Raw genomic sequence first — 24,683 nt, forward strand, 5'->3', positions numbered from 1 at the left:
TGGGTAAAATAACGTAAATCAAACTTATTATATTTTGACTAGCTTGAGGTTAATACGGTTGACATTTCTCTCAAAATATAATACCAAAAGCTTTCATAGAGGTAGTCCAGTTTAAGTAATCCACGCGCAACTTGAGACTTAGGCAGTGGACGATGTTAGATGCTCTACTTGGAAGGAAAGTTTTTATTCATACTTATTTCCTCCAGCAATAACTGCCATCTCTTGTGAGAAGTAGAACGGTGTTAATAATTAAAGGTTTAAATTAAGCGGCTCTAGCCCTCAAAGTAGGGCTAGAGCCTTCAAAGCAGAGAAAAATTATGTTTTTTACATTATTTAATGTACTTTAATTTGTTTCTGCCTACTTACTTAAATATTTTTGGTACTTCAGCTAATTTTTAATAAAATGAAAAGTCAGTGTTGACGCGATCGCAGAAACTTTAAACTTTAAGTTCATATCCTAAAATTGCCTTGATCTTTACCTTGTTAGGATATTAATGACTGTATAATAGTCGCTTAAATTTTCATGATAAAAATTGATGATTAATATTACTAAATTAAATAAGATTGACTTTTTAGTTTTGATTTGTATTGTGATTATTGGTCTTATACATTTACCTTTTCCATTTGACGGAGATCAAGCATTTTTTCGGCTTGGTGCTTTGGAGATGCAACAAGGAAAGTTACTCTATCGTGATTTCTGGGATGTGAAGCAACCGGGGATTTTTTGCTTTTACTTTTTAGCAGGAACTTTATTTGGTTTTAATGAGATTGGTATCCATCTCTTTGAACTTATTTATATGGTGTTTCTGTCTATAATATTGTTGCTGAGTCTCAAAAGCTATTTTCAGCATCCGATAATCGCAAGTCTAGTACCTTTGTTAACAGTTGGCGTTTACTATACTGTTTCACAGCCTTGGCATCTTACTCAAGTGGAAGCACTGGTTAGTTTGCCTTTATTTACTTGTGTTTGGTTAACTTCTCAATCTTTTAAATATGAAGGTAGAAAAGCATTTTTTATACTTTTACTATCAGGCTTTATTGGTGGAATTGTCATCACATTTAAATTAATACTTTTACTAATATTACTTTCCTTTTGGTTAACTATTTTGATATATTCTTTGCTGATCAAACGGCAGCCAATTTCAAAAGTATTTGTAGAAATCTTTATTACCATTTTTATGGGGATTATATTTCCTATTTTATGTATTGTTAGCTATTTTGCCTGGTTTAATAGTTTACCAATTTTGTATCAGACATTCTTTTTATATCCACCTCGGATTGTTGCTAATTCCCAATTTAACCCAAGTGGGCTTTTTGCAGGAATCAAATGGTTCTTAAATAATTTTTACCCTCTAATTTTAGCCGCTACTGTTGCAGTAGATGTATCATTGCGTAAGTCTAAGAATATATTGACTTTGCTACTTGTGATTTGGTGTATTTTTGCTTGGGGTGTGATTGTTCTACAACGTGGCGCATTTTGGGAATACCATTATTTACTATTGTTTGTACCTTTAGGTATTTTAGCTACTAAAGGATTAGATGTTTTATGGGAGTCTTTAATAAAATTGAGTTCCCCATTTACGACAATTCTGCTGATATTTTTGTTTTTCTTCCCTTTATCGCACACTTTGATAAAAAAGAGTGTTGTTCTGGTTAATAATAACTTTGCTTTAACTGAAGAGGCACGATTCAAATATCAGACTGTTTTTAGAGAAAAATATCCATCTCTTCGTTCAGAGGCTGAATTTATCTCCCAACCAGAAAGTCTTCCTGGTAAGATTTATGTAGCTGGCGATCCATCTATTTACTACTTCTCCAATCGGACTCAGGCAACATCACTACGTGGTTGGGCACTTGAATATTTTCTGCCTGAGCAATGGACAAAACTTCTAGAAGAGTTAGATTCATCTAAGCCTCCTTATATTTTTATTGATTATATTCAGCAACCTACTATCAAAAAAAATTTTCCAAAAATGCTAGAATTTCTTCAAGGAAGATACCGTATTTTACGTCAAAATGATAACGGTATTTGGTATACCCTTTTGTAGACAAACCACTACAGCAATTCTGAATCATTCATCAAAAACAAGATCCCCTACAACTTTTATAAAATCGGGTATCTGCGGGTTACAATTCTTTTAAAACCAGATAAATCTTACCAATCGCTTGCTTTAGTATCATCCCAGACTTCCAATTCCAAATCGCGAAGATAAGTTAACCCGCTTTGTATTTGTGCATCTGTTCCTTGTAGTTCAAGGTCAAACCAACCATCTCCGACAGCATTGGCTCCCAAAATCGCTGCCGTGATATTCACAGTCAGTCCGTAGTCAGACACCAGGCGAGAAATAACAGGTTCCTGGTGATAATCTTTAGGAATTCTGAGTCGAATCCGTTTATTGGTAAGTGTATTGTCAGTAGCCATATCTGAGTTATTTCAATCCCTAATCGGGATTGGTACAGAACTACTTTTAACCCTAACGGTAATTTACTGATAGGTACTAGGTAGATCGTACCATGTCCCATGATTTGCTTGTATCTTATTCAAAAGATAACTATAATTGCTTGATTTTTCTATTCAACATTTTTAATGCGGGTTTTCCGTTCTAGAATCTCCTTCAGCACCAAGGTTACTACTGCTAACAACGCTAACAGTACAGCTGCAGAAAAAGCCGCTTCAGTTTCGTATTGTTTGTAAGCGTCTTCTACAAACAGTGGTAGGCTCTGGGTTTGGTCAGCAATGTTGCCAGATACCACTGAAACCGCTCCGAATTCACCCATTGCTCTGGCATTGGTCAAAATTAAACCGTAGAGTAAACCCCAACGGATACTGGGTAGGGTGACGCGCAAAAATATCTGCCAATCTTTCGCACCTAGAGTTCTAGCAGCTTCTTCTTGATCCTTACCAAACTCTTCTAAAACCGGAATCACTTCCCGCGCCACAAAGGGCATACTCACGAAGGCTGTAGCTAGTACCATACCTGGAAAGGCAAAGATAATCTTGATATCATGGGCTTGAAGCCAAGGGCCAAACCACCCATTCCGGCCGTAAAGTAGGACAATCATTAACCCTGCAACTACGGGCGAAATTGAAAAGGGCAGATCGATAATGCTCAAAACTACGGCGCGTCCAGGAAATTTATGACGAGCGATCGCCCAAGCTGCACATAAACCAAATACCGTATTTAAAGGTAGAGAAATCACAGCTAATAACAGTGTCAGCCAAGCTGCATGGAGAAAAGCTGGTCGCGTCAGGTTGGACAGAAACGGGCTAACACCCTTACCAAAGGCTTGGAAAAATACGTTAATTGCCGGGATATATTGAACTAGGGCTAAATAAGCGATCGCTATCCCAATTAAAACTATTGGCACCCAACTCTTCTGCTCTTTCGGCTTGGCCGTATGTGTCTCAGATGCAGATGAGTGAAAACTTGGCTTATCTACTGTCATATCGCCTTGCCCATCCTTGTAAGAAATTAATTGCCAATAGCAGTACCAAGGAAATTGATAGTAAAACTATGCCAATTACTGTTGCACCAGAATAGTCATACTGCTCTAGCCGTTGGAAAATCAGTACAGGTGCGATCAAATCTTGAAAGGGCGTATTGGAAGAAATAATCACAGTCGAACCATATTCCCCAACTGCACGGGAGAAACCCAAGGCAACACCAGTTAAAATCGTGGGAAATAAAGGTGGCAAAATCACTTTCCAGAAGGTCTGCCATTGAGAAGCACCCAGACACCAGGCGGCTTCTTCAATTTCATGTTCCATTTCTTGAAGCACGGGTTGCACAGTTCTCACAATAAAAGGTAGTGAGATAAATATCATTGCTACCGCTACTCCTGTGCGGGTAAAAGATACCTTTATTCCCAGTGGTGCTAGTAGCGAACCTAGCCAGCCGTTATCGCTGTAAACTGTTGCCAGGGTTAGCCCTGCTACAGAAGTTGGTAGTGCAAAGGGTAAATCTACTGTGGCGTCAATCAAGCGCTTGAAGGGAAAGTCGTAGCGAACCAAAACCCAAGCAATTAGAGTTCCAAATACGCCATTGAGTAAGGCAGCAAATATTGCCGTCACAAAAGTTACGTTGTATGTTGCTAGTGCGATATCACTGGTTGCGATCGCCCAAAACCTAGATGGAGGTTCTGTAGCTGCTTTCAGAAACATAGCAGCTATGGGGACAAACAACATCACCGTCAGGTATGCAATGGTGATTCGCCAAGTCCAAGGAACTCGTCCCAATCTCTTCCAGAATGGCGCTTTGCGTTCAACTTCCACAGAAGGAGATACAGATGTCATAGTGAAAAATTCAAAATTTAAAATTCACAAGGAGCTTTTTGCCAGTGTTCGTAATTGCTAATGACGCTCTCTACGAGACGCTAAAAGCGTAGCTTGCAACTCTTACAGAGTACGCGGACTCGCTACCGCTACGCTAACGTAATTCAACCACAGACCAACTATTTTTAATTCTGGAGAAAAGAAAGTTGTGGAGTCATAATTACGAATTACGAATTACGTAGCTTGCTTCTCGCCTTTGGCGAGTATTACAAATTATTTTTTGCCTTGAATCTTGTCAAATACGCCCCCATCTGCGAAGAACTTCTGATCGATTGCTTCCCAACCGCCCAAGTCTGCAACTGTACCCAGAGTTTTCAGCTTAGGAAATTTGTCAGTGACTTCCTTGGTTTGAGCTAAAGCCTCATCCACAGGACGGAATCCTAATTTGACAAACTCTTGCTGTGCTTCTGGGCTATAGAGGTATTTCACAAAACCTTCAGCAACTTCGCGGGTTCCGTGCTTATCGACGTTTTTATCTACCACAGCGATCGGATTGTCAATGGATATATTTACATCGGGAACGACATACTCAACCTTCTCGCCCTTTTGTTGTGCCAAAAGAACTTCGTTTTCGTAGTTGATTAAGACATCTCCCTGCCCTTGCTTGGCAAATGTATCAGTAGCTTCCCGCGCATCTTTAGGCAAGATTGGCACATTTTTGTAAACTTTGGTCACAAATTCAGTAGCTTTCGCCTCATCGCCACCTGTTTTAATTACAGAATCCCATAGTGCTAAGAAATTCCACTTAGCACCGCCGGAAGTTTTGGGGTTAGCAGTAATCAATTTCACACCGTCTTTGGCTAAATCTTGCCAGTTCTTGATGCCTTTAGGATTGCCGGAACGAGTGACTATTGCTGCAACAGATTTGGAGACAATACCATTGTTGGGAACTTCTTTCTCCCATCCTGGCTGAATCAATCCAGCCTTCTCAATCTTTGTGGTGTCTCCAGCTAGTGCTAAGTGAACAACATCTGCTTCCAAACCATCGATAACAGCGCGAGTTTGGGAACCAGAACCACCATAGCTTTGCTTAAAGACGACAGTTTGATTACGATCTTTTTTCCACTGTTCTACAAACTTAGGAATAATTGCTTCGTGAGCGGCTTTGGTGACAGCAAAGGAAACTAAAGTTAGTTCAACATTATCTTTGCTTGCAGCCACAGGAGTAGCATTAGCAGCAGGGGTTTCAGAGGAAGAAGTACTCCCAGTTTCTCCACCAGAGCAGGCAGCAAGGGCTACACTCAATACAGTACCTACCAAAAAGAGTGATACAAAGCCTTTGAGCGAATTTAGCTTGAACCGATACATTCTATTGAACGCGTAGATGCGTTCGCCTTTGGCGTTGCCATAGGCTAGCAGCTTGTCGTAAGACATCGCTTGTAATCTTTTCAGTAAGCGTTGCCACAAACTCATTCTATTTCCTCCACTAAATCCACAAATAATCGATGGGAATACAGTTATATAGTGTTTATCATACTGGATGATTCCATCTATCTAGTTGCAAACACCAAAAAACCTCACATTCTTTATCGAGAACATGGTGATTTTACCAGTTCTGTGAAAAATTAAAAATGCTTTTACTTTCAACTATCAAATTGCATAGGCGCAGCTCGCCGTAGGCATCGCAATTCGACACCTAAGACATCAAGCAACTTGCTAGTTAATAATTTATCGTAAATTAAAGGGTTTAAGACCCGCAACGTCACATGTAGCTGAGTTTCAGCCGGGGTTTAAATCCCCTTATGTAACTCTCTTCAATTTTGAATTTTGAATTGTTGCTGATAAAACTATTTCTGTTAACCAGAAGCCTTAATTGATTTGTCAAGGCAGTAAGACAGTTGAAATAATTTCAGAATTTAGAACAGTTGCAGAGATATCTGGAAATTACCGAGCAGGTGTTGGGAGCAGCAGCGAGTTTGGCTATGTTATCGTCTGTGGCTAGAAGTGGTGTAGACATAGCAATTGATGAAAAAGTAGAAATTGATGTTAATGCTTTAATACGAGCGCTGATGGCTCTATCTAGTAATAGCAATTGATGAAAAGGTAGAAATTGATGTTAATAGTTCTCGTTAGAGTGTTGGGCAGTGGTTACGTCTTTTTTAATCAAAAATTAACCAAAATTTATCAAGATTGTTTTTTGTTTAATGTATAATTTTTACGTTTCATAAATCTTTTTACTATTGTTTATCATGAAAATTCGTAAAACTTTGATTGGATTGACAATTGGTGTACTTTCCACAGTGAGCATTTTGGATATCTGCAACATTCATAAAGCAAAAGCTGAATCTGTAATTGATACTAATTCTAAACAGGCTGTTTGCAGAAAGTTTGTCGCTGGTACATACCTAACGACAATTAAAGATGAAGCAGGAAAGTTTGCTTCACGTGCGCTGATAACTCTTACTGAAGAAGGCAACTTGATTAGTAGTGACTCAAACCAAGGTGGTGTTTCAGGTCAGTTTGATCCTTTTACCACTTCTCAAGGTACTTGGGCGTGTAATGGAAAGAAGGCGATTACAGGTAGGGCACTCAACTTTAGCCTCTCAAACAAGGGCGGTACCGGTATTGCAAGAAATGATTATAGAGCTGCTTTTAATCCGATAACTCAAACAGTAGAAGGGACAATTGAGCTTCGCCTGTTTGATCTAAAAAGTAATCCACTACAGGGTAATGGACAAAATGGAGGGTCATTCTTCTTTACGGGTCAGCTTGTCACCGCTAGATAGTTCGATTTCATGAATTAATTCAATAAAGATAAGGGCGACAGTGTTGTTAATACTGTCGCTTGTTAGGAGAGATGTCGGGAAATGGATCTTCTCGGTATGCGATCGCTCCCGATCCTCTATATGTATTTATTTAATTAACCTTGTACTTCTTAGTACTAGTATTTGCACTACAAAATGAAGTGCGGAATGTGGGATTAAGTTAATGCATATTTTATGGGCAAACCGTCCTGAAAAACTAGTAATTCCCCTGGTTGAATTTGTGTCCAAATTTCATTGTCAGTCAGGGGTGTGGTAGCAATGACAGCGACGCGATCGCGTTCAGTAGTCACTTCCCGAAAATCTACGGTCATGTCTTGGTCAATTAAATGGGCAGCAGCAAAGGGCGCTTGGCGAACAATGTAGCTGAGTTTAGTTGAGCAATAAGCAAAAAAGTGTTCTCCATCTGATAATAAGTAATTAAATATACCTACTGTCGCAATTACAGCAGTAATTTCTTGCAGCACAAAATACAATTCCTTGATATCGGGCTTACCTAAAGGAAAGCGCGATCGCAATGTTTCTAGGATCGTGCAGAATGCTTTTTCACTATCGGTATCACCTACGGCTTGATAAAAGCCCAAATTTTCTGGATCGAAATCTGGCAAATTACCGTTGTGGGCAAACACCCAATACTGACCCCACAATTCTCTGCGGAAAGGATGGCAATTGTGTAGGGCAATTTCGCCCTGAGTAGCTTTGCGGATATGGGCTATGACATGGGTTGAGTGGATGGGATAACTCCGCACAAACTCCGCTACCGGAGAAGCAACAGAAGGTTGAGCGTCTAAAAACATTCGACATCCCTTTCCTTCAAAGAAAGCAATGCCCCAACCATCGCGATGGTCATCCGTTTTTCCTCCCCGTGCAGAAAACCCTTCAAAAGAAAAGCAAATATCCGTTGGAACATTGCAATTCATTCCGAGCAATTGGCACATTAGCTCTCAATTTTTGACTAAGGTCTCAGGATCAAGATACTTCAGAATGCTGCATTGATTCTGGAGCGATCGCTTCAATCTTAGAATTTCAGGCTGAGATATGCCAAATTATCGCCAAAAATAAAGAGTCTGCTTCAAGTTAGCAAGATCGCACTATGCCAAAAGATGGTAGCGGCGGATATCTGGTGCAGCAGTCACTAAACCTTCAAGTTTAGCTGCTGCTGCTTGGAAATGGGGTGAATCCATATGAGTATTCAGGGCTTCATGAGAAGTCCACTCTTCTACAAAAGTAAAGTCTGTTGGATCGTATTGGTTTTGCAAAAGTTTATACTCAATCGCACCTGCTTCCTGACGGGTTGGCTCAATAAGTTCCAACAGTACAGCTTTTAGTTCTTCTACTTTGTTAGGCAAAGCAATAATATGGGCAACAATCTGAATAGTTTGGTTTGTCATTTGTCATTTGTTATTTGTCATTGGGCATGGGGAAAGAGGAGGCAGAAGGCAGCTATGCTGGAGCCAGGAGAAGGCAGAAGTTCTTTAATTTTGAATTTTGAATTTTGAATTTTGAATTGATTTGTCCCCTTGTCTCCCTCATCTTCCCTGCTGCTCTGATATTAATATTTATTAAAACATCTGCTGTAAATATTGCTCGTAACCTAGTTGTTCTAGTTTTGCTTGCTTTGCAATTACTGATTCACATAAGGTTTGACGATATTGTTGCACTTTTTCTAACAATTCTGGTTGATGAGTTGCGAGGATTTGTATTGCTAAAAGACCGGCATTTTTGGCATTACCGATCGCTACTGTTGCCACAGGAATACCACCAGGCATCTGTAAAATAGAATACAAAGAATCTACACCTTGTAAGTTCCGAGTGGGTACAGGAACACCGATCACAGGAAGGGGAGTTAAAGACGCTACCATTCCAGGTAGATGGGCAGCACCACCGGCACCTGCAATAATTACCTTAATACCGCGTTGGTGTGCAAGTTGAGCATATTGCACCATACGTTCTGGGGTGCGGTGAGCCGAAACGATCGCTACTTCGCTCTCAATGCCAAATTCTTCACAAACTGCGATCGCATCTTTCAGAGTGGGCAAATCGGAATCGCTGCCCATGATAATACCAACTAGGGGAGTCATAATAATTAAAAATTAAAAATTAAAAATTAAAAATTAGTTGAGCTAGGTTATGCCAATTATCATCTCATTGATTGGCGTTGTTTGAATTGATTCATTGATGTTAGTTGCATCTAAAATCAGATTTAACTCTCTTCTCGTTAGTGTGATGACTCAAGCAACACAAAATCCTGTAGATATTATCAATGCTAGAGTGCCTGGTTACAAAGATTTGCAGATGCTCTTGGTTAATCAAGAGGGCATAATTGAGCAAATCTTGCCAATGGATACAGTCGGGAAAGACATCTGTGCATCTGTGATCGATGTTGCAGGTGACTGGATTTCATTGGGTGGCGTTGATTTGCAAATTAACGGTGCGTTGGGTTTGGCATTTCCTGATTTAACGGCTGAAAATGCTCATGTACTCCAGAAAATAACGCAATTTTTGTGGGATGTCGGGGTAGATGCATTTTTACCGACACTTGTAACAACTTCAGTAGAAAATATTCAGCGATCGCTTGCTGTGATTTCTAATTTTACTCCCCTCTCCGTTGACGGAGAGGGGTTGGGGGTGAGGTCATCTGCCAAGATTCTCGGAGTCCATTTAGAAGGCCCATGTTTGAATTACCATAAGCGCGGCGCACACCCAGCAGAGTACTTATTACCCTTAACAATTGACGAGGTAAAGCGGGTTTTGGGAGATTATGCCCACGTCGTAAAAGTCATAACTTTAGCGCCGGAGTTAGATCCCACTGGCGAAGTAATTCCATATTTGCGTTCTTTGGGAATTACCCTTAGTTTAGGACATTCTCAGGCAACATCAGCCCAAGCGCAACTTGCTTTTGAACTTGGTGCAACGATGGTAACTCATGCTTTCAATGCCATGCCACCATTGCATCACCGCGAACCAGGATTATTAGGGGCAGCAATTACCCATTCTGATGTGATGTGTGGTTTTATTGCTGATGGCGAACACGTTTCGCCCACGATGCTGCAAATTTTACTCCGCGCTAGCTATGAAGAAAAAGGGCTGTTCCTCGTCAGCGATGCCCTTTCACCTCTGGGGCTACCCGATGGCGTGTATCCTTGGGACAGTCGAGAAATTGAAGTTAAAAACGGCACGGCACGACTAGCCGATGGCACTTTATCAGGAACGACTTTACCCTTATTAGTGGGAGTGCAGAATTTGCTGAAGTGGGGGATTTGTGATGTGGAGACTGCCATTTTACTAGCTACGGATGCACCTAGACGAGCGATTGGTTTGCCTGGAATTACCAAGAGTCAACCCGCTAATTTATTACGCTGGCATTGGGATGAAATGAGAAAAGAATTAACTTGGCAGCGATTATTGGGCTAAATTTCGCTTCAAGGTGACAGGGAAAGAAGCGTTAATATACTTAGTAAAAATGTACATTTGTGAGATAGACATCATAAACCAATGGATATAGCTTTACTCGTTAAATTTCTCGCTCCCTGTCTGCCATTTCTGTTAAATGTGGGCAATAAAGCTGTAGAAGGAGCATCTCAGAAAGTAGGTGAGGATGTTTGGAATAAAGCCAAAGCTATTTGGGCTAAGTTACATCCCAAAGTAGAGGCTAAAGAAGCAGCAAACGAAGCAGCAACGGATGTGGCACAAAAGCCAGAAGATGAAGATTTACAAGCAAGTTTGCGAGTGCAACTTAAGAAGATTTTAGAAGCGGATACAGCACTTGCAGAGGAAATAGCTAAAATTTTACAAGCATCGACTGACCAACCCGGAGACAATATTCAGGTCAGTGCTAATGCTTACGACCAAAGTACGGTGAAGCAAGTTGGGAAAATTGACGCAAACCAAGTAAGTTTTTAATTGAATAGGGTGGATAGAGTACTGCCCACCCTAAAAATTTTGATGTTTCGAGTTCTGAGCAGGAACGGCCGGGTTCTGAGCAGGAACGGCCGAGTTCTGAACAGGAACGGCCGAGTTCTAAACAGGAACGGCCAAGTTCTAAACAGGAACGACCGAGTTCTAAACAGGAACGGCCGAGTTCTAAACAGGAACGGCCGAGTTCTAAACAGGAACGGCCGAGTTCTAAACAGGAACGGCCGAGTTCTGAACACGAACTTCCGAGTTCACTGCCACAATATCAAGCAAAATTTTTACCTACTGTAAGCAATGGCAGAGGAACCCAGCCCCAGTAACTCGAACAATATTGAAATGAATCTCACTGCCTACGGTGACAGTAAGGTAACTCAAGTTGGACAGATAAATGCAGCAGAAGTCAAAATTATTGTTGACCGAATAGAACCAGTACTAGAGCGATTGCAACAAATCTCTCCACCAGAATCGCCGGGGGTTCTCAAAGCAGGGAATCCCGGTAAAAGTTTGGCTTACTGGCAAGGAAGAACAGCAGAAATCGCCCAAATACAGCAATGGTTAACTGATGAAAATACTTTTTTAATTGGTATAGAAGGCATCGGTGGCACAGGTAAATCGATGCTGGCTACGAAAATTTATGATGAAATTGTCGGTTTCCCAAAGCGATTTTGGGCTGATGTTAGTTATGGCGCAGGTTTTAGCGATTTAGCCCGCCAAGTCCTCGGTGAATTTGGCTTTCCGGTTCCAGAACAAGAAGCGCAGTTAGTAGAGGCGCTAGTTAGGTGTTTACGTTCTGGGCAATTTTTACTGATCGTTGACAACCTGGAGAGTTTATTACAACCTGATAGACAGTGGGGAAGTCTATTTTACGGCGACTTTTTCCAAGCATGGGTGGAACATGGCGGTGGTGTTGGATGCCAGTTTTAATCGGTTGAATGAGTTACAAAAGGCGTTATTGCTGAATATTAGTGTTTATCGTGGTGCGGTTGAGAGTGCCGCAGCCGTGGCCATGTTGCCGGGAAGTTCAGCACCAGAGATTGAAGGAGAATTGAGGAATCTGGTTAAGCGTTCTTTGTTAATAGAAAAGCTTAATGGGAAGCGGCGATTTGAATTTCAGCCTGTGGTTTTGGAATATGTACGGTATCAGGCTGGCGATCAAACTGAAGTGCATCAACGAGCTATCAATTACTATCTTTTGAATGTTAAACAACAACCTTGGCAGACTAAAGAAGATATTAAGGGATATCTAGAAGTTTTTTATCACTGGTTTCAACTAGAAAAGTATGATTCGGCATTTGATAGCATTCTTTTCTGCACTGAATTTTTGACCTTGCGGGGCTATTACAGCGATCAAGTTGATTTATACGGGCAATTAATAGAAGCCTGGGAAAAAACTAGCGAGACAGAAAACTCGAATTATCCGGCTGCTCTCAATAACTTGGGTCTTGCTTACAACTCTTTGGGGCAGTACCAACAGGCAATTAAGTTTCATCAGCAGTGTTTGGATATCGCTAGGGAAATAGGCGATCGCAATACTGAAGGCAAATCCTTAATGAATTTGGGTCTTGCTTACTTATACCAGGGGCAGTATGAACGGGCGATAGATTTCTATCAGCAGTCTTTGGACATTGCTAGGGAGATAGGCGATCGCAATACTGAAGGCTTATCCTTAATGAATTTGGGTAATGCTTACAATTATCAGGGGCAGTATGAACGGGCAATAGATTTCTCCCAGCAGTCTTTGGAGATCGCTAGGGAAATAGGCGATCGCAATACTGAAGGCTTATCCTTAATGAATTTGGGTCTTGCTTACTTATACCAGGGGCAGTATGAACGGGCGATAGATTTCTTCCAGCAGTCTTTGGACATTGCTAGGGAGATAGGCGATCGCAATACTGAAGGCAAATCCTTAATGAATTTGGGTAATGCTTACTTATCTCTGGGGCAGTACCAACAGGCAATAGATTTCTTCCAGCAGTCTTTGGACATTGCTAGGGAAATAGGCGATCGCAATACTGAAGGCTTATCCTTAATGAATTTGAGTAATCCTTACTTATCTCTAGGGCAGTACCAACAGGCGATAGATTTCTTACAGCAGTCTTTGGATATTGCTAGGGAAATAGGCGATCGTAATACTGAAGGCAAATCCTTAGCTAATTTGGGTAATGCTTACTTATCTCTGGGGCAGTACCAACAGGCGATAGATTTCTTACAGCAGTCTTTGGATATTGCTAGGGAAATAGGCGATCGCAATACACAAGGCAAATCCTTAGCTAATTTGGGCAATTTTTACTTCTCTCTGGGGCAGTATGAACGGGCGATAGAGTTCTATCAGCAGTCTTTAGATATAGCTAGGGAGATAGGCGATCGCAATACACAAGGCAAATCCTTAGCTAATTTGGGTCTTGCTTACTTATCTCAAGGGCAGTACCAAGAGGCGATAGGGTTGTTTCAGCAGTCTTTGGATATAGCTAGGGAAATTGGCGATCGCAATTGCGAAGGTGCTTCCTTAATCGGTTTGGGCAATGCTTACAACTCCCTGGGACAGTACCAACGGGCGATTGAGTTCTACCAAGAGTCTTTGGAAATCAAAAGGGAGATAGGCGATCGCAATGGCGAAGGTGCTTCCTTAATCGGTTTGGGCAATGCTTACAACTCCCTGGGACAGTACCAACGGGCGATTGAGTTCTTGCAGCAGTCTTTGGAAATCAAAAGAAAGATAGGCGATCGCAATGGGGAAGCGATCGCATGGTTTAACTTAGGTCTGTCATTAGAAAACCTCAACCGAGAATCAGACGCGCTGGGTGCTTATCGCAATGCCCGTGAACTATATCAAACAATGGGACTTGATGCTAATGTGCAAGATTGCAACAATGCAATTGAGCGTCTTTCTCAACCAAAAACGCCTGTAGTCTCTCGTCGTAATTTACGGCGTTGGTTGCGTCGGTTGTGGCGTTGGGTACGCAGTTGGTTTCGGCGGTAAAATAAGGTGTAGGAATAGTGATGAACATAAATTTAAGTTTGGATTAGCTTTCTAATTGGTAAGGAATTAAAACAACTATAAAACCTTTAACGTAAAAATTATGACTCAAACAACAACCACTGAATATAAACATATTTTAGTTAATGAAAATAATATTCCTTTCATTAAAGGAACATCAATGAAAGTTGTCGAATTAATTACTTCCATTCATGCTTATGGTTGGAGTCCAGAAGAATTACATTTTCAATATCCACATTTGAGCATGAGCCAGATTTATTCTGCTTTAGCTTATTATTGGGAACATAAAGAAAAAATTGATGCTGATATGCAGCAACGTTTCGAGTATGCGGAAAGATTACGTTTAGAAACAGGAGAATCTCCATTAGCAAAAAGACTGCGTGTAGAAGGATTAATTAAATGAGCATTGCTCTTTATATTGATGAAAATGTCCATCGAGGAATTACAGATGGATTACGGATTCGGGGTGTAGATGTATTAACAGTACAAGAAGATGGGCGGACTAGCTTTCCCGATCCTCTTATACTTGACCGTGCGACAGAACTTGAGCGTGTTTTGTTTTCCCAAGATGACGATTTTTTAGCTGAAGCCAACCATCGTCAAGACAAACAAATAAATTTTGCTGGTGTTATTTATGCTCATAAACTCAGAGTTACTGTTGGCGATTGTGTTCGTGATTTAGAAATTATTGCTAAAACAGCCTATCTTGAAGAATTAAGTAATCGTGTTCAATACTTACCTTTATAAGACCTGTGGAGAACATAATATGGAAACTAAAAGTGCAAATAAAGCAGAATCCTTCTATATTGCTATAATTCTCTACAAATCATCTTCAGATAAACCTGATTATCAATCTTTGTACCAAGAAAGCTTTGTTTTGATTAAAGCCACTTCTTTAGAGGAAGCAAAAGCAAAAGCTTTGAATCATGGTAAAAATGAAAGTGTCAGCTATACAAATGAAAATGGAGAAACTATTACTTGGTCATTGCAGCAATTAGTAGACGTGAATTCAGTTTTGTATGATGACTTTGATTCATCTGAGGATATTGTTGATTTATATGCTCGACATTTTCGGAACTATCAGGCTTACCAGTCATTTGAGCCATTATTATCTCAAGAGTAACTTGGAGAATAGTTATCAAACCACGCGATCGCTCTTGTGGATTCCCATCACTGAGGCAAAAGCGATCGCAATTATTTTACTAGCGTTGACTCGCACATCACGAATTCGGCTCTCCCAACAACACAATTGAACACTTCAATTCTTGAATCATCTGCGTTGTCACTTCACTGACTGCTAATCCTCCGGCTGTGCGATAACGAACGGAACGTAATACTGCTAAATCAAACGTCTGAGCTTCCCGAATTACGACTCTTGCGACATCATCACCCCTGATTGTTTGGATATTCGTATTTACCTGTAACTGGCTTTTAGAAGTGATGTCAGACAATTGAGACACAAATCTTTCTACTCGATTTGGGGGTGATTTGCGATCGCACACGTGTAAAAGCACAACTTCCGCCTGATTGACATCAGCCAAAATCTGAGCAAACCTTAAAGCACCGATTGTTTGGCGCGTTAAGTCTCCAACTGGTACAAGAATTCTTTGGATTGTCTTGGGACTGCTCAAGAGGCGTGTAACTGCAACCGGACAGTGAGAAGACCAGAAGACGCTATCAATAACATTACCAAATAAGCGGGCGCGTAAACCTGTTGTCTGCGACCAACCCATCACTATTAAACTAGCATTTTGTTCTCGACTGGTGCGGCTAATCCCCAAAGCTGCATCATCATCAATCCGAATTGCTGGTGATACTTCCACCTGAAATTCTTGACTGATTTCTTTAGCTAAATTCAATCTTTCTCGACTTTGGTTAAGCGCTGTTACTAATTGCGGATCATCCATGTGAATATGTGCTCTAGTAATAGCTAATGGCACAATTTTTCCAGATTCATGACTAGCCAGTAGTGATGCCATTTCGATTAAATACCGTTGGGTTTGGGGGTTGTATATTGGCACTAGTACAGTAAATGGATATTGATTTTTTTCTACTTGCTCATCTTCATTACCTTGCCACCAAGTTGTCAAACTATCTGTTTCAAAATCTGTCTGAGAAAGCTGTAGTGAAGGAGCAAATCGTGCTGTTATTATGGGGCCCAGAATTGCAGTTACCAGCATAAGCACAATCACGCTGTTTAAGACAGCTTCACTGATTAAGCGCTCACCAGCAGGATTTACCGTTTGATAAGCAACCAAGGTTGCTGCTAGTGTGGCTGCTACCTGTGGTAGCGATAATGACCACATCGTTAGCAATTGGGCCGTGTTGTAGCGATACAATAATTTGGCTAAGAATGCTGCTATAAATTTGCTGCCAATCAAAGCTATTACAATTACCAGAGTCAGCCAAATTGAACTGAGGGTTTTGATAAATGCAGGAATATTAATCAATAATCCCATGTCCACAAAGAAACAAGGGATAAATAAAACACTACCAATAAACTCAATTTTTTCTCTGACTGGGCTACGTCCTAGAACATCGTTGACAGCTAAACCTGCTAAAAAAGCACCAACAATTTTCTCAACTCCAATTACCTGCGCTCCGACAGATGCCAAAAATAATGCTAGTAATATAAACAAAAACTGGTTACTTTGTTCATCCCCAGAGCGGCGAAAAAACTCTTTTCCCGCCCAGTCAAAGCCAAACAGGACAACAGCAGTGTAAATTGCTAATCCACCTAATAAAATTGCTAAACTCATGGCGGAGAATTCTCCTCCATGAATTCCGACACAAATCGCTAATACCAGCAAAGCACCTGTGTCAGTAAAAATTGTGGCACCAATGGTGACAGTTACAGCTTCATTCGTTACCACTCCCAGACGACTCACAATTGGATATGCCAAGAGGGTATGAGAGGCTAGCAAAGAACCAATGAGGACGGAGGCATTCCAACCCAAATTGAATAATCGTCCTGTAGCAATGCCAGCAATCATTGGAACTAAAAATGTTAAAATGCCAAACCCGATTGAGCGATTTCTAGTTTTACGAAACTGCTCTAAGTCAATTTCTAAACCTGCCACAAACATCAAATAAAGTTTGCCGATCTCAGAGAGCAGATTGATAGTTTCAGACTCAGGATTTAACAACTTTAGTCCATTTTGTCCTAGTAATATACCTGCAACCAACAACCCCACTAATCCAGGTAGTCGCAGTCGCTCAAATATCGGAGGGACAGTAAAGATTACTGTTAGGAGAATTGTAAATGCAACAATAGGACTGTCTGTGAGCGAGTTCAGTGTCATGTGTAATAAATCAGCCTAGATAGTAGATGTACAAAATGCATACGAAATTTTACTTAATTTTTTTGTATAATTCAGTTTTATTGGTTACATATAATTAAATCTTTAACAGCATAATTGTTGCGATCGCAAGCAATCATTGGTGTCAACTTAAGAAGTTAAAGCCCAAATTTGTTTGGTGTAAGCGTCAATCTCAAGGGTGGCGCTTACGCCTAGTTTTGACTAATCCAAACAGTTTTTGATGTGATACAAGATAAGGTAATATTAATACTTTTACTAAGCGATCTAAAAATTTTTGGTCTAAATTCTTTGACTAACTTTCCTAAGACAGGATGATTTAAGTGCAGCTTACTTTGGCTGATGTGTAATAAACATCAGGCATTATTATACTTCTATTCCTTGTTATAGCAGTTGCCAGGTAGATTAGGACATAATGACAAGCGTAAATCTCAGGAATAGCAAGGTTTTTACCTCCTGCCTCCTGCTATATATCAATACGCTTGGGCTTGGGTTAAGCAAAATTTATCTGTTAAGGCAGGCAGGGGAGGCAGGGGAGGCAGGGGGAGAGAAAAAAGCTTAACTGAACTGTATTGTGCTATATATTCATTTAAAAAATGATTGTTACACACCTAGCAAACAAAAAAGCCCGCTGATGCGGACTTTCTAAATTAATTAAGTTATTGCTTTACTTACCGTTTTGCCAACTTCTTCGACATCTTCCGCAGACGAATTGATTGGGGTGTAACTTCCACCAATTCATCGGGGCCGATGTATTCCAAAGCACGCTCTAGGCTCATGTCTATCGGTGCTTGCAGTTGCACCAATTCATCGCCACCAGCAGCACGGTGGTTGGTCAACTGTTTAGTTTTACAGATATTTAGTTCCAAATCTTGCGGACGATTGTGTTCGCCCACAATCATACCTCTGTAAACCTTTGTACCGGGAGTAATAAAGAATGCTCCTCGATCTTCGGCGTTCCTCATGGCGTAGAAGGTAGAAACGCCTTCTTCAAAGGAGATTAAAACGCCTTTGTTACGGGCTTCAATGTCGCCACTGAGTTGACGGTAGTCTAAGAAGCTGTGGTTCATGATGCCTTCGCCACGAGTCATCCGCATGAATTCACCCCGGAAACCAATCAAACCACGGGCGGGAATGACAAACTCTAACTGGGTGCGATCGCCACTACTTGGTTGCATATCTTGCATTTCGCCTTTGCGTTGTCCCAGGCGTTCGATACAGCTACCCACGGCATCAACAGGAATGTCTAACACCAAGAGTTCGTAAGGTTCGCAAGGTTGACCGTTGACTTCGCGGTAAATAACCTGTGGCTGAGATACCTGAAACTCGAATCCTTCCCGGCGCATGGTTTCAATTAAGATACCCAGGTGGAGTTCCCCCCGACCGGAAACGAGGAATTTATCGGGAGAATCGGTTTCTTCCACGCGTAAAGCCACGTTGGTTTCAAGTTCGCGGAAAAGGCGATCGCGCACTTGTCTTGATGTCACCAACTTACCTTCTTGACCCGCAAAGGGCGAATCATTCACCCAGAAGGTCATTTGCAAGGTGGGTTCATCCACTTTAATTAGTGGTAAAGCTTGGGGTTCGTTAGGATCGGTAATCGTTTCCCCAATGTAAGCATCAGCGAAACCAGCCACCGCTACAATATAACCTGCGGTTGCTTCTTCCATTTCCACCCGTTTCAAACCTTCAAAGCCCATCAATTTGGTAATTTTACCTTTGACGATGGTGCCATTTTCTGTTACCAAAGCGGCTTGCTGTCCTGAACGGATAGTACCATTGTGAATTCTGCCAATGATAATCCGTCCCAGATATTCAGAATAATCTAGGGTTGTGACTTGTAATTGTAGAGGCTTATTGCGATCGCCCACTGGTGATGGAACGTGTTTCAGAATCGCGTTAAACAAAGGTTGCATGTCTACCGATTCTGCTTCCAAGGTTTCCTTCGCAAAACCTCCCATTCCAGAGGCGAACAGATAAGGAAAATCACACTGATCTTCATCTGCGCCTAATTCCAAGAACAGATCCAAGACTTTATCAACTGCAACGTGGGGGTCAGCTTGACCGCGATCGATTTTGTTGATGACAACGATGGGGCGCAACCCTTTTTCTAATGCTTTTTTCAGAACGAAGCGCGTTTGGGGCATGGGGCCTTCATTGGCATCGACAATCAGAAGACATCCGTCAACCATGCCGAGTACCCGTTCAACTTCGCCACCAAAGTCAGCGTGTCCAGGAGTATCGACAATATTAATTAATGTTTCTTTGTAGCGAACTGCTGTATTTTTGGACAGGATAGTAATACCCCGTTCCCGTTCTAGGGCGTTGGAGTCCATAACGCAATCCGGAACGTCTTCGCCTTCGCGGAAAATGCCGGATTGTTTGAGGAGTGCGTCAACCAGCGTGGTTTTGCCGTGGTCAACGTGGGCGATAATGGCGACGTTGCGAATTGGGAGCGTCATAGAAGCTTTTGGTGAACTCTAGAGGGTGTTTATAAGATTTACATTTGAATGCTAGGCTGTTTTAACAGAATTGAGAAGGATCGGCAAATTCTGTAAAGAACCTTTAATAATTCTAGCGTAATCGTCACAATTGCGGGGAGTTTTGTAAACCCCACAATCGAGATGTGTGGTAATTACGGCGTTGATGGGATAAAAAAAGCTTCTGTGACAAACAGCTGTTAACTGAAGGGCTGTATTGCTTTTGAGAATTGCGGTTGATTCGCATAGAGGAATTTAGTCATTGAAATGCTTTGGTGAAAAGTACGATCTTTGTCCCAGAGAGATGAAGTTACTGGCTACTAAAAGTCAGGTTATTTCGTGTTTGGGATCGAAGAGAAGCGATCGCCAAGCCTGGTTTCTATTGACTAGAATGAAGTAGGTATCTCTACAAAAATATTCAACTCACACAGAATTCCCACAATGTAGAGCTAGGTCAATTGTTTAAAAAAGCAAAAAGCGATGTCTACGATGGTTACTGAGCTTGTCGAAGTGCGGGCTACGCCTACGCCATTAGCTATGTAGAGACTTTACAATGTAAAGCTTCTAGAGAATTTAAGGTATATTCTAAAAACTAATAAAATGACAGCGATAGTTATATGGTCTGCTGCCTAAATCCTAATTGCGAGAATCCCAAAAATCCTGACGGGGCAAATTTCTGCCTCAGTTGTGGCACGCAGTTGGTATCGCTATTGAGAAATCGTTACCGAATCATCGCACCATTAGGGAGAGGAGGTTTTTCACGCACATATATTGCAGAAGATATAGACAAGCTCAATGAACGATGTGTTGTTAAGCAGCTGGTTCTAAGTCAATTTTATGCCAGTCAGGGTAGTCAGGCACATAAAAAAGCGACTGAGTTGTTTGAACGAGAGGCCAAACGTCTCAAAGAACTAGGAGAACATGTCCAAATTCCTAATTTATATGCATATTTTAAGGAAGCTGAATATCTGTATTTAGTGCAACAGTTTATCGAAGGACAAAATCTGTTGCAAGAGTTAAAACAACAGGGAGTTTTTGATGAAGCCAAAATTCGAGGTTTTTTAAATGATTTATTATTCGTACTGATAGACATACATCAACAACAAGTAATTCACCGAGATATTAAGCCAGAAAATATTATTCGCCGTCAAAATGATGGAAAGTTAGTACTAATTGATTTTGGAGTGGCAAAACAAAAAACGGAACCTACAAACACTACGATCGGGACAATTATTGGTTCATTAGGTTATGCACCAGTTGAGCAAATGCAAACGGGTAAAGTTTTTCTGTCTAGTGATATCTACAGTTTAGGAATAACTTGCTTTCAACTGCTGACCAATATCTCTCCTTCGAGTTTGTGGATGAAACAAGGCTATGGTTGGACTTCTAGTTGGCGACAGCATTTAACGCAACCCATAAGTCAAGAATTAGAGATGATTCTTAACAAGTGTTTACAAGAAAATCACGAACAGCGTTATCAATCTGCACAGGCTGTCTTACAAGACTTAAAGAAGTTGCCACCGCTAAGGTATACATCACCTCCTACAGTTATTCCACCTACTCTACCATCAAGGACGCAACCGCAAAATCAACATCAATCAACTCGATATCTACCACAATTATCTAACAGGAGATTATTATCTGGAGCAATCATAGCTGGATCGGGTAGTTCATTTTTAGCAATCGCACTTATAAGTTTTCTCGGAACGACTTGGATTAGCTCTGGATTGTGGTTGCTCATTTTAGGAGGATTAGTCTTTATTCAATCTCGCCCACTTCTAGAAAAGGCTTATTTAATTGTTATTGCTATCATCGCCAATTTACTCGTTGTCTTTATTTTCAGAAATCTTTTAACTAATAATCTTTTCAAAGCTGGTTTAAATGGGCTGTTACTTGTAGGATTGCTAGTTATTCTAGCAGGTTTATTGACAGTTATTATTGTGGGTATATCGGAAATAATCAACAACCTGATTGCTAAATATCTTTAGTTTTTTGGTTTTATCCAATTGTCATAAATCTTTTTATTTAAAATAATTTTTGTAATAGATTGGTAATTATTCATGACAAATAAAAAAGAAAATTTGAGACTGCTTATTTCTCTTGGTCTGGCTGGGGTAATGGTAGCAGCTATTTTATGGTTAATTAACAAAGTATCTTCTACTATCGTAACAACACCATCAAACCCCACACAAACTTCATCTTCATTTACAAATAAGTCGTCATTAATGAATTTGGGTACAAGGATTTTGGTGAAAGTGCAAACATCCCCAGAAAAAACAGATGGAGTTAAAGCTTTTGCTGAAAAAGATTACGTTACTGCCGTTAAAAAGTTTACTGATTCTCTGAAAAATAATCGCAACGATCCAGAAACTTTAATTTATTTAAATAATGCCAAAATAGCGCGAGATAATTCATCAGCTATAAAAGTTGCGATCGTCGCACCAATTAACTTCGACCCTAGTTTAGCAGAAGAGATTTTACGCGGTGTAGCTCAAGCTCAAAATGAAGTTAATACCCAAGAAGGAATTAATGGTAAAAAATTGCAAATTGTAATTGCAAGTGCTGATAATAGAGAAGATTCTGTACGCCTAGATAATGAATTAGTTGAAGATAAAAGCCTTGTAGCTGCTGTGGGTGTTAGACGTAACGCAGAAATATATAAAGAGAAAGGTTTGGTTTTAGTTTTGCCCGTTGAGCTACCAAATCAAGCAGAAAATTCAGGAAAGTTAAATAATAATACATTAAATAGTCAGCCTAATAGTTACACAAATAACTACTTATTTCACGTAAATCCATTATATGATAATTTAGTAGATACTCATTCTCGCTACATTGCTCGACAAGCAAGAAATGTTGCTATTTGTGGCGATGTTCGTAATTCAAGAGATAATCCAACCTCTTCATCAAATCAGATACTTGTAGAAAAGTACACTCAAGCTATCAAAAATTATGGCAGCAACGTTATTAGTACGCCTTGCAATTTAGCAGATAAGGATTTTGACCCTAAAGCTTTTGTAAATAAAGCCATAGAAACAGAAAATGCAAGTGGCTTTTTACTAATGCCTTCAATCAGAAATATCTACTTTGCCACCAAAGTAGCACAAGAAGTTAAAGGTAGAAAGCCATTGTTTGCTTCTGAAACTATGTACAGCGCTACAACTTTGCAAAATGGCAAGGATCTCGAAGGAATGGTATTACCTGTGTATTGGCATCGTGATGCTAATAAAGATAACCCCTTTGCAAAAAATGCCTTTCAGCTTTGGAATGCTCAAGTAAATCAGAGAACAGCAGGAGCTTATGATGCACTCCAAGCAATTATTGCTGGTTTAAAAAAAGATAGTACCCGCGAAGGATTACAAAGGGTATTGTCTAATCCCAATTTTTCAACATCTGGAGCAACCGGAATGATTCAGTTTTCGGCATCTGGGGAGCGTCAAGGAGAAGCAATGCTTGTCAAAATTGAGCGTTGCGAGTCTTGCTCTAGTGGAACTGGTTACAATTTTGCCCTCTTGAATAAGAAGTAGTTTTTTCGATCTTAATTGTCATTCTAAAGATATAAATTGCTTTCAAATAGGTAATTTATTCAATTTGAATGTCATACTAAACTGCTTAATTTGATGGCAATCAAAAATAGAAGCGCTCGCTTCTATTTTTCTCTAACGAAAAGTTTGATTTATCTACCCAGAGTTGTGAGAGCGATCGCTCAAAAGAAAGATGGAATCTTCCTAACCCCTATGTCAAGGTTATATCAAGTAAGAATTACGAACACTTTGCCGAGGAGAACACGGATGGTTACTACTTTAGATGATACGAAACGCAATGCTATTGCTGTAAAACTGGCAAGTCTTAAAGCTCTGCAACAGTTGGTCATCGAAAATGAACAATCGCTTTTGACGCAAGGGCTTGATGCTGAAATTGCCGATCGCATCCGAAATTTTATCAAAGATGATGAAAAAAACCTTGGGATTTTAGAAACTGTAATTGGTCAGTATGGGATTCAGGCTGAACCCAAACAAAATGTTACACAATTCATTGAAAAAGCTCGCGAATTGTTCAAAGGTTCTGAGTTAAGCCTGTATGAAAAAGTCTCTCAGCATGAATTGCTGAAACATCAAGTAGTAATGAGTGGCTTGATAGTTCACAAAGCTGCTCAAAAAGTTGGCGCTGATGTGTTGCTAGCGATCGGGCCATTAAATACCATTAACTTTGAGAACCGCGCTCACCAAGAGCAACTTAAAGGCGTTCTAGAGGTTCTGGGTGTCCGCGAACTTACTGGACAAGATGCAGATCAAGGAATTTGGGCACGGGTTCAAGACGCTGTGGCCGCAGTCAGTGGTGTGGTAGGTAGCGCTGTCACCCAAAACAGCGATAAAAAGGATCTAAATATCCAAGATGTCATCCGCCTCGATCACAACAAGGTAAATACCCTGTTCACCGAATTACTGCAAAGCAACGATCCGCAGAAGATCCAAGAGTACTTCGGTCAAATTTACAAGGATTTGAGTGCCCACGCTGAAGCTGAAGAGGAAGTAGTCTATCCAAGAGTACGTCCTTTCTACGGTCAAGATAACACCCAAGAACTGTTTGACGAACAGGCTGAAATGAAGCAGGTGTTAGACCAAATTAAGGGTATTAGTCCTTCTTCATCTGAATTCAAAGATCGAGTTAGACAGCTAATGGAAGCTGTTGGCGACCATATTCGTCAAGAAGAAAGCACAATGTTTGCTGCTATTCGTAACAACTTGAGCAGCGATGAAAGCGAGCAACTGGCTACTGAATTCAAAGCCGCTAAGACCAAAATTCAAGAGAAATTGGGCGTTGTTAGCGAGTCGAATGTATAGAATGCTTTCGAGCTTTTTATATCCTCTAAAAAAGGTT

23 protein-coding genes are annotated in these 24,683 nt (G+C 40.6%); 14 read left to right on the forward strand and 9 right to left on the reverse strand.

Annotated elements, in window-relative coordinates; all coding sequences use genetic code 11:
* The first annotated feature begins 536 nt into the window (after window positions 1-536).
* Window positions 537-2,048: a hypothetical protein gene (locus RM368_RS04675; RefSeq protein ID WP_322692969.1), complete on the forward strand. Its 1,512-nt coding sequence runs from the start codon at window positions 537-539 to the stop codon at window positions 2,046-2,048.
* 107 nt (window positions 2,049-2,155) lie between these two features.
* Here the strand turns inward: RM368_RS04675 and RM368_RS04680 are convergent, their stop codons facing one another.
* The 4 genes from RM368_RS04680 to RM368_RS04695 all read right to left on the reverse strand — a co-directional run bounded on the left by RM368_RS04680 (window position 2,156) and on the right by RM368_RS04695 (window position 5,746).
* Window positions 2,156-2,422: an NIL domain-containing protein gene (locus RM368_RS04680; RefSeq protein ID WP_118168346.1), complete on the reverse strand. Its 267-nt coding sequence runs from the start codon at window positions 2,420-2,422 to the stop codon at window positions 2,156-2,158.
* Between the two features lie 149 nt (window positions 2,423-2,571).
* Window positions 2,572-3,447 carry a sulfate ABC transporter permease subunit CysW gene (cysW, locus tag RM368_RS04685; protein ID WP_322692970.1) on the reverse strand — a complete coding sequence of 292 codons (876 nt, stop codon included), beginning with the start codon at window positions 3,445-3,447 and terminating at the stop codon, window positions 2,572-2,574.
* The gene (cysT, locus tag RM368_RS04690) at window positions 3,434-4,294 is read right to left on the reverse strand and encodes a sulfate ABC transporter permease subunit CysT (protein WP_322692971.1); all 861 of its coding nucleotides are present in this window, start codon (window positions 4,292-4,294) and stop codon (window positions 3,434-3,436) included. Before cysT ends, cysW begins: the two co-directional genes overlap by 14 nt.
* 252 nt (window positions 4,295-4,546) lie before the next feature.
* Complete coding sequence (locus RM368_RS04695) at window positions 4,547-5,746, reverse strand: sulfate ABC transporter substrate-binding protein (protein ID WP_322692972.1); 1,200 nt, start codon at window positions 5,744-5,746, stop codon at window positions 4,547-4,549.
* A 452-nt stretch (window positions 5,747-6,198) separates the two neighbouring features.
* Between RM368_RS04695 and RM368_RS04700 the strand changes: the two genes are divergently transcribed.
* Entirely contained in the window at window positions 6,199-6,369 is a 171-nt protein-coding gene (locus tag RM368_RS04700; protein ID WP_322692973.1) for a hypothetical protein, read from the forward strand.
* A gap of 153 nt (window positions 6,370-6,522) precedes the next feature.
* Window positions 6,523-7,059 (forward strand): hypothetical protein, encoded by a 537-nt coding sequence (locus RM368_RS04705; protein ID WP_322692974.1) that lies wholly within the window; start codon window positions 6,523-6,525, stop codon window positions 7,057-7,059.
* A gap of 194 nt (window positions 7,060-7,253) precedes the next feature.
* On the opposite strand, the gene RM368_RS04710 is transcribed toward RM368_RS04705, so the two are convergent.
* From RM368_RS04710 to purE, 3 genes are all read right to left on the reverse strand, one after another.
* Window positions 7,254-8,033: a class II glutamine amidotransferase gene (locus RM368_RS04710; protein WP_322692975.1), complete on the reverse strand. Its 780-nt coding sequence runs from the start codon at window positions 8,031-8,033 to the stop codon at window positions 7,254-7,256.
* A 153-nt stretch (window positions 8,034-8,186) separates the two neighbouring features.
* Complete coding sequence (locus RM368_RS04715) at window positions 8,187-8,486, reverse strand: putative quinol monooxygenase (RefSeq protein ID WP_322692976.1); 300 nt, start codon at window positions 8,484-8,486, stop codon at window positions 8,187-8,189.
* Between the two features lie 171 nt (window positions 8,487-8,657).
* Window positions 8,658-9,176 (reverse strand): 5-(carboxyamino)imidazole ribonucleotide mutase, encoded by a 519-nt coding sequence (purE, locus tag RM368_RS04720; protein ID WP_322692977.1) that lies wholly within the window; start codon window positions 9,174-9,176, stop codon window positions 8,658-8,660.
* Window positions 9,177-9,321: 145 nt separating this feature from the next.
* On the opposite strand from purE, the gene nagA reads away from it, so the two are divergent.
* The 8 genes from nagA (at window position 9,322) to RM368_RS04760 (ending at window position 15,261) form a co-directional block, all read left to right on the forward strand.
* Window positions 9,322-10,509, forward strand: a complete 1,188-nt coding sequence (gene nagA / locus RM368_RS04725; protein WP_322692978.1) for an N-acetylglucosamine-6-phosphate deacetylase — start codon at window positions 9,322-9,324, stop codon at window positions 10,507-10,509.
* Window positions 10,510-10,590: 81 nt separating this feature from the next.
* Entirely contained in the window at window positions 10,591-10,998 is a 408-nt protein-coding gene (locus RM368_RS04730) for a hypothetical protein (protein ID WP_322692979.1), read from the forward strand.
* A 306-nt stretch (window positions 10,999-11,304) separates the two neighbouring features.
* A complete protein-coding gene (locus RM368_RS04735; protein WP_322692980.1) occupies window positions 11,305-11,934 on the forward strand; it encodes an NB-ARC domain-containing protein in 630 nt (209 codons plus the stop codon).
* Window positions 11,906-13,990 (forward strand): tetratricopeptide repeat protein, encoded by a 2,085-nt coding sequence (locus RM368_RS04740; protein WP_322692981.1) that lies wholly within the window; start codon window positions 11,906-11,908, stop codon window positions 13,988-13,990. Before RM368_RS04735 ends, RM368_RS04740 begins: the two co-directional genes overlap by 29 nt.
* Window positions 13,991-14,090: 100 nt before the next feature.
* Window positions 14,091-14,411, forward strand: a complete 321-nt coding sequence (locus tag RM368_RS04745; RefSeq protein ID WP_322692982.1) for a DUF433 domain-containing protein — start codon at window positions 14,091-14,093, stop codon at window positions 14,409-14,411.
* Window positions 14,408-14,755: a DUF5615 family PIN-like protein gene (locus RM368_RS04750; protein ID WP_322692983.1), complete on the forward strand. Its 348-nt coding sequence runs from the start codon at window positions 14,408-14,410 to the stop codon at window positions 14,753-14,755. Before RM368_RS04745 ends, RM368_RS04750 begins: the two co-directional genes overlap by 4 nt.
* Before the next feature lie 19 nt (window positions 14,756-14,774).
* Window positions 14,775-15,131 carry a DUF4288 domain-containing protein gene (locus RM368_RS04755; RefSeq protein WP_322692984.1) on the forward strand — a complete coding sequence of 119 codons (357 nt, stop codon included), beginning with the start codon at window positions 14,775-14,777 and terminating at the stop codon, window positions 15,129-15,131.
* A 1-nt stretch (window position 15,132) separates the two neighbouring features.
* A complete protein-coding gene (locus RM368_RS04760; RefSeq protein WP_322692985.1) occupies window positions 15,133-15,261 on the forward strand; it encodes a hypothetical protein in 129 nt (42 codons plus the stop codon).
* Here RM368_RS04760 and RM368_RS04765 read toward each other — a convergent pair.
* Together RM368_RS04765 and typA are read right to left on the reverse strand one after the other, a co-directional pair.
* On the reverse strand, window positions 15,229-17,310 hold the full coding sequence (locus RM368_RS04765; protein WP_322692986.1) for a cation:proton antiporter: 2,082 nt from the start codon (window positions 17,308-17,310) through the stop codon (window positions 15,229-15,231). The two genes, RM368_RS04760 and RM368_RS04765, sit on opposite strands and share 33 nt — an antisense overlap.
* A 686-nt stretch (window positions 17,311-17,996) precedes the next feature.
* Entirely contained in the window at window positions 17,997-19,787 is a 1,791-nt protein-coding gene (gene typA, locus RM368_RS04770; protein ID WP_322692987.1) for a translational GTPase TypA, read from the reverse strand.
* Between the two features lie 635 nt (window positions 19,788-20,422).
* Here typA and RM368_RS04775 point away from each other — a divergent pair.
* From RM368_RS04775 to RM368_RS04785, 3 genes are all read left to right on the forward strand, one after another.
* Window positions 20,423-21,793: a serine/threonine-protein kinase gene (locus RM368_RS04775; RefSeq protein ID WP_322692988.1), complete on the forward strand. Its 1,371-nt coding sequence runs from the start codon at window positions 20,423-20,425 to the stop codon at window positions 21,791-21,793.
* Between the two features lie 72 nt (window positions 21,794-21,865).
* On the forward strand, window positions 21,866-23,329 hold the full coding sequence (locus RM368_RS04780) for an ABC transporter substrate-binding protein (RefSeq protein WP_322692989.1): 1,464 nt from the start codon (window positions 21,866-21,868) through the stop codon (window positions 23,327-23,329).
* 264 nt (window positions 23,330-23,593) lie between these two features.
* Window positions 23,594-24,646, forward strand: coding sequence for a hemerythrin domain-containing protein (locus tag RM368_RS04785; protein ID WP_322692990.1), 1,053 nt, complete (start codon window positions 23,594-23,596; stop codon window positions 24,644-24,646).
* The last annotated feature ends 37 nt before the right edge of the window (window positions 24,647-24,683 follow it).

Source organism: Nostoc sp. DedSLP03, assembly GCF_034530815.1.
Classification (GTDB): Bacteria; Cyanobacteriota; Cyanobacteriia; order Cyanobacteriales; family Nostocaceae; genus Nostoc.

What these genes read in the sequence shown, in the direction of transcription:
- RM368_RS04775 (WP_322692988.1), top strand. Translation starts at nt 20,423, where the DNA reads ATGGTCTGCTGCCTAAATCCTAATTGCGAGAATCCCAAAAATCCTGAC.
- RM368_RS04740 (WP_322692981.1), top strand. Translation starts at nt 11,906, where the DNA reads ATGGCGGTGGTGTTGGATGCCAGTTTTAATCGGTTGAATGAGTTACAA.
- cysW (WP_322692970.1), bottom strand. Translation starts at nt 3,447, where the DNA reads ATGACAGTAGATAAGCCAAGTTTTCACTCATCTGCATCTGAGACACAT.
- nagA (WP_322692978.1), top strand. Translation starts at nt 9,322, where the DNA reads ATGACTCAAGCAACACAAAATCCTGTAGATATTATCAATGCTAGAGTG.
- RM368_RS04750 (WP_322692983.1), top strand. Translation starts at nt 14,408, where the DNA reads ATGAGCATTGCTCTTTATATTGATGAAAATGTCCATCGAGGAATTACA.
- RM368_RS04765 (WP_322692986.1), bottom strand. Translation starts at nt 17,310, where the DNA reads ATGACACTGAACTCGCTCACAGACAGTCCTATTGTTGCATTTACAATT.
- RM368_RS04780 (WP_322692989.1), top strand. Translation starts at nt 21,866, where the DNA reads ATGACAAATAAAAAAGAAAATTTGAGACTGCTTATTTCTCTTGGTCTG.
- RM368_RS04715 (WP_322692976.1), bottom strand. Translation starts at nt 8,486, where the DNA reads ATGACAAACCAAACTATTCAGATTGTTGCCCATATTATTGCTTTGCCT.
- RM368_RS04695 (WP_322692972.1), bottom strand. Translation starts at nt 5,746, where the DNA reads ATGAGTTTGTGGCAACGCTTACTGAAAAGATTACAAGCGATGTCTTAC.
- RM368_RS04705 (WP_322692974.1), top strand. Translation starts at nt 6,523, where the DNA reads ATGAAAATTCGTAAAACTTTGATTGGATTGACAATTGGTGTACTTTCC.
- RM368_RS04730 (WP_322692979.1), top strand. Translation starts at nt 10,591, where the DNA reads ATGGATATAGCTTTACTCGTTAAATTTCTCGCTCCCTGTCTGCCATTT.
- RM368_RS04680 (WP_118168346.1), bottom strand. Translation starts at nt 2,422, where the DNA reads ATGGCTACTGACAATACACTTACCAATAAACGGATTCGACTCAGAATT.
- RM368_RS04745 (WP_322692982.1), top strand. Translation starts at nt 14,091, where the DNA reads ATGACTCAAACAACAACCACTGAATATAAACATATTTTAGTTAATGAA.
- RM368_RS04735 (WP_322692980.1), top strand. Translation starts at nt 11,305, where the DNA reads ATGGCAGAGGAACCCAGCCCCAGTAACTCGAACAATATTGAAATGAAT.
- RM368_RS04755 (WP_322692984.1), top strand. Translation starts at nt 14,775, where the DNA reads ATGGAAACTAAAAGTGCAAATAAAGCAGAATCCTTCTATATTGCTATA.
- typA (WP_322692987.1), bottom strand. Translation starts at nt 19,787, where the DNA reads ATGACGCTCCCAATTCGCAACGTCGCCATTATCGCCCACGTTGACCAC.
- purE (WP_322692977.1), bottom strand. Translation starts at nt 9,176, where the DNA reads ATGACTCCCCTAGTTGGTATTATCATGGGCAGCGATTCCGATTTGCCC.
- RM368_RS04710 (WP_322692975.1), bottom strand. Translation starts at nt 8,033, where the DNA reads ATGTGCCAATTGCTCGGAATGAATTGCAATGTTCCAACGGATATTTGC.
- RM368_RS04785 (WP_322692990.1), top strand. Translation starts at nt 23,594, where the DNA reads ATGGTTACTACTTTAGATGATACGAAACGCAATGCTATTGCTGTAAAA.
- RM368_RS04675 (WP_322692969.1), top strand. Translation starts at nt 537, where the DNA reads ATGATTAATATTACTAAATTAAATAAGATTGACTTTTTAGTTTTGATT.
- cysT (WP_322692971.1), bottom strand. Translation starts at nt 4,294, where the DNA reads ATGACATCTGTATCTCCTTCTGTGGAAGTTGAACGCAAAGCGCCATTC.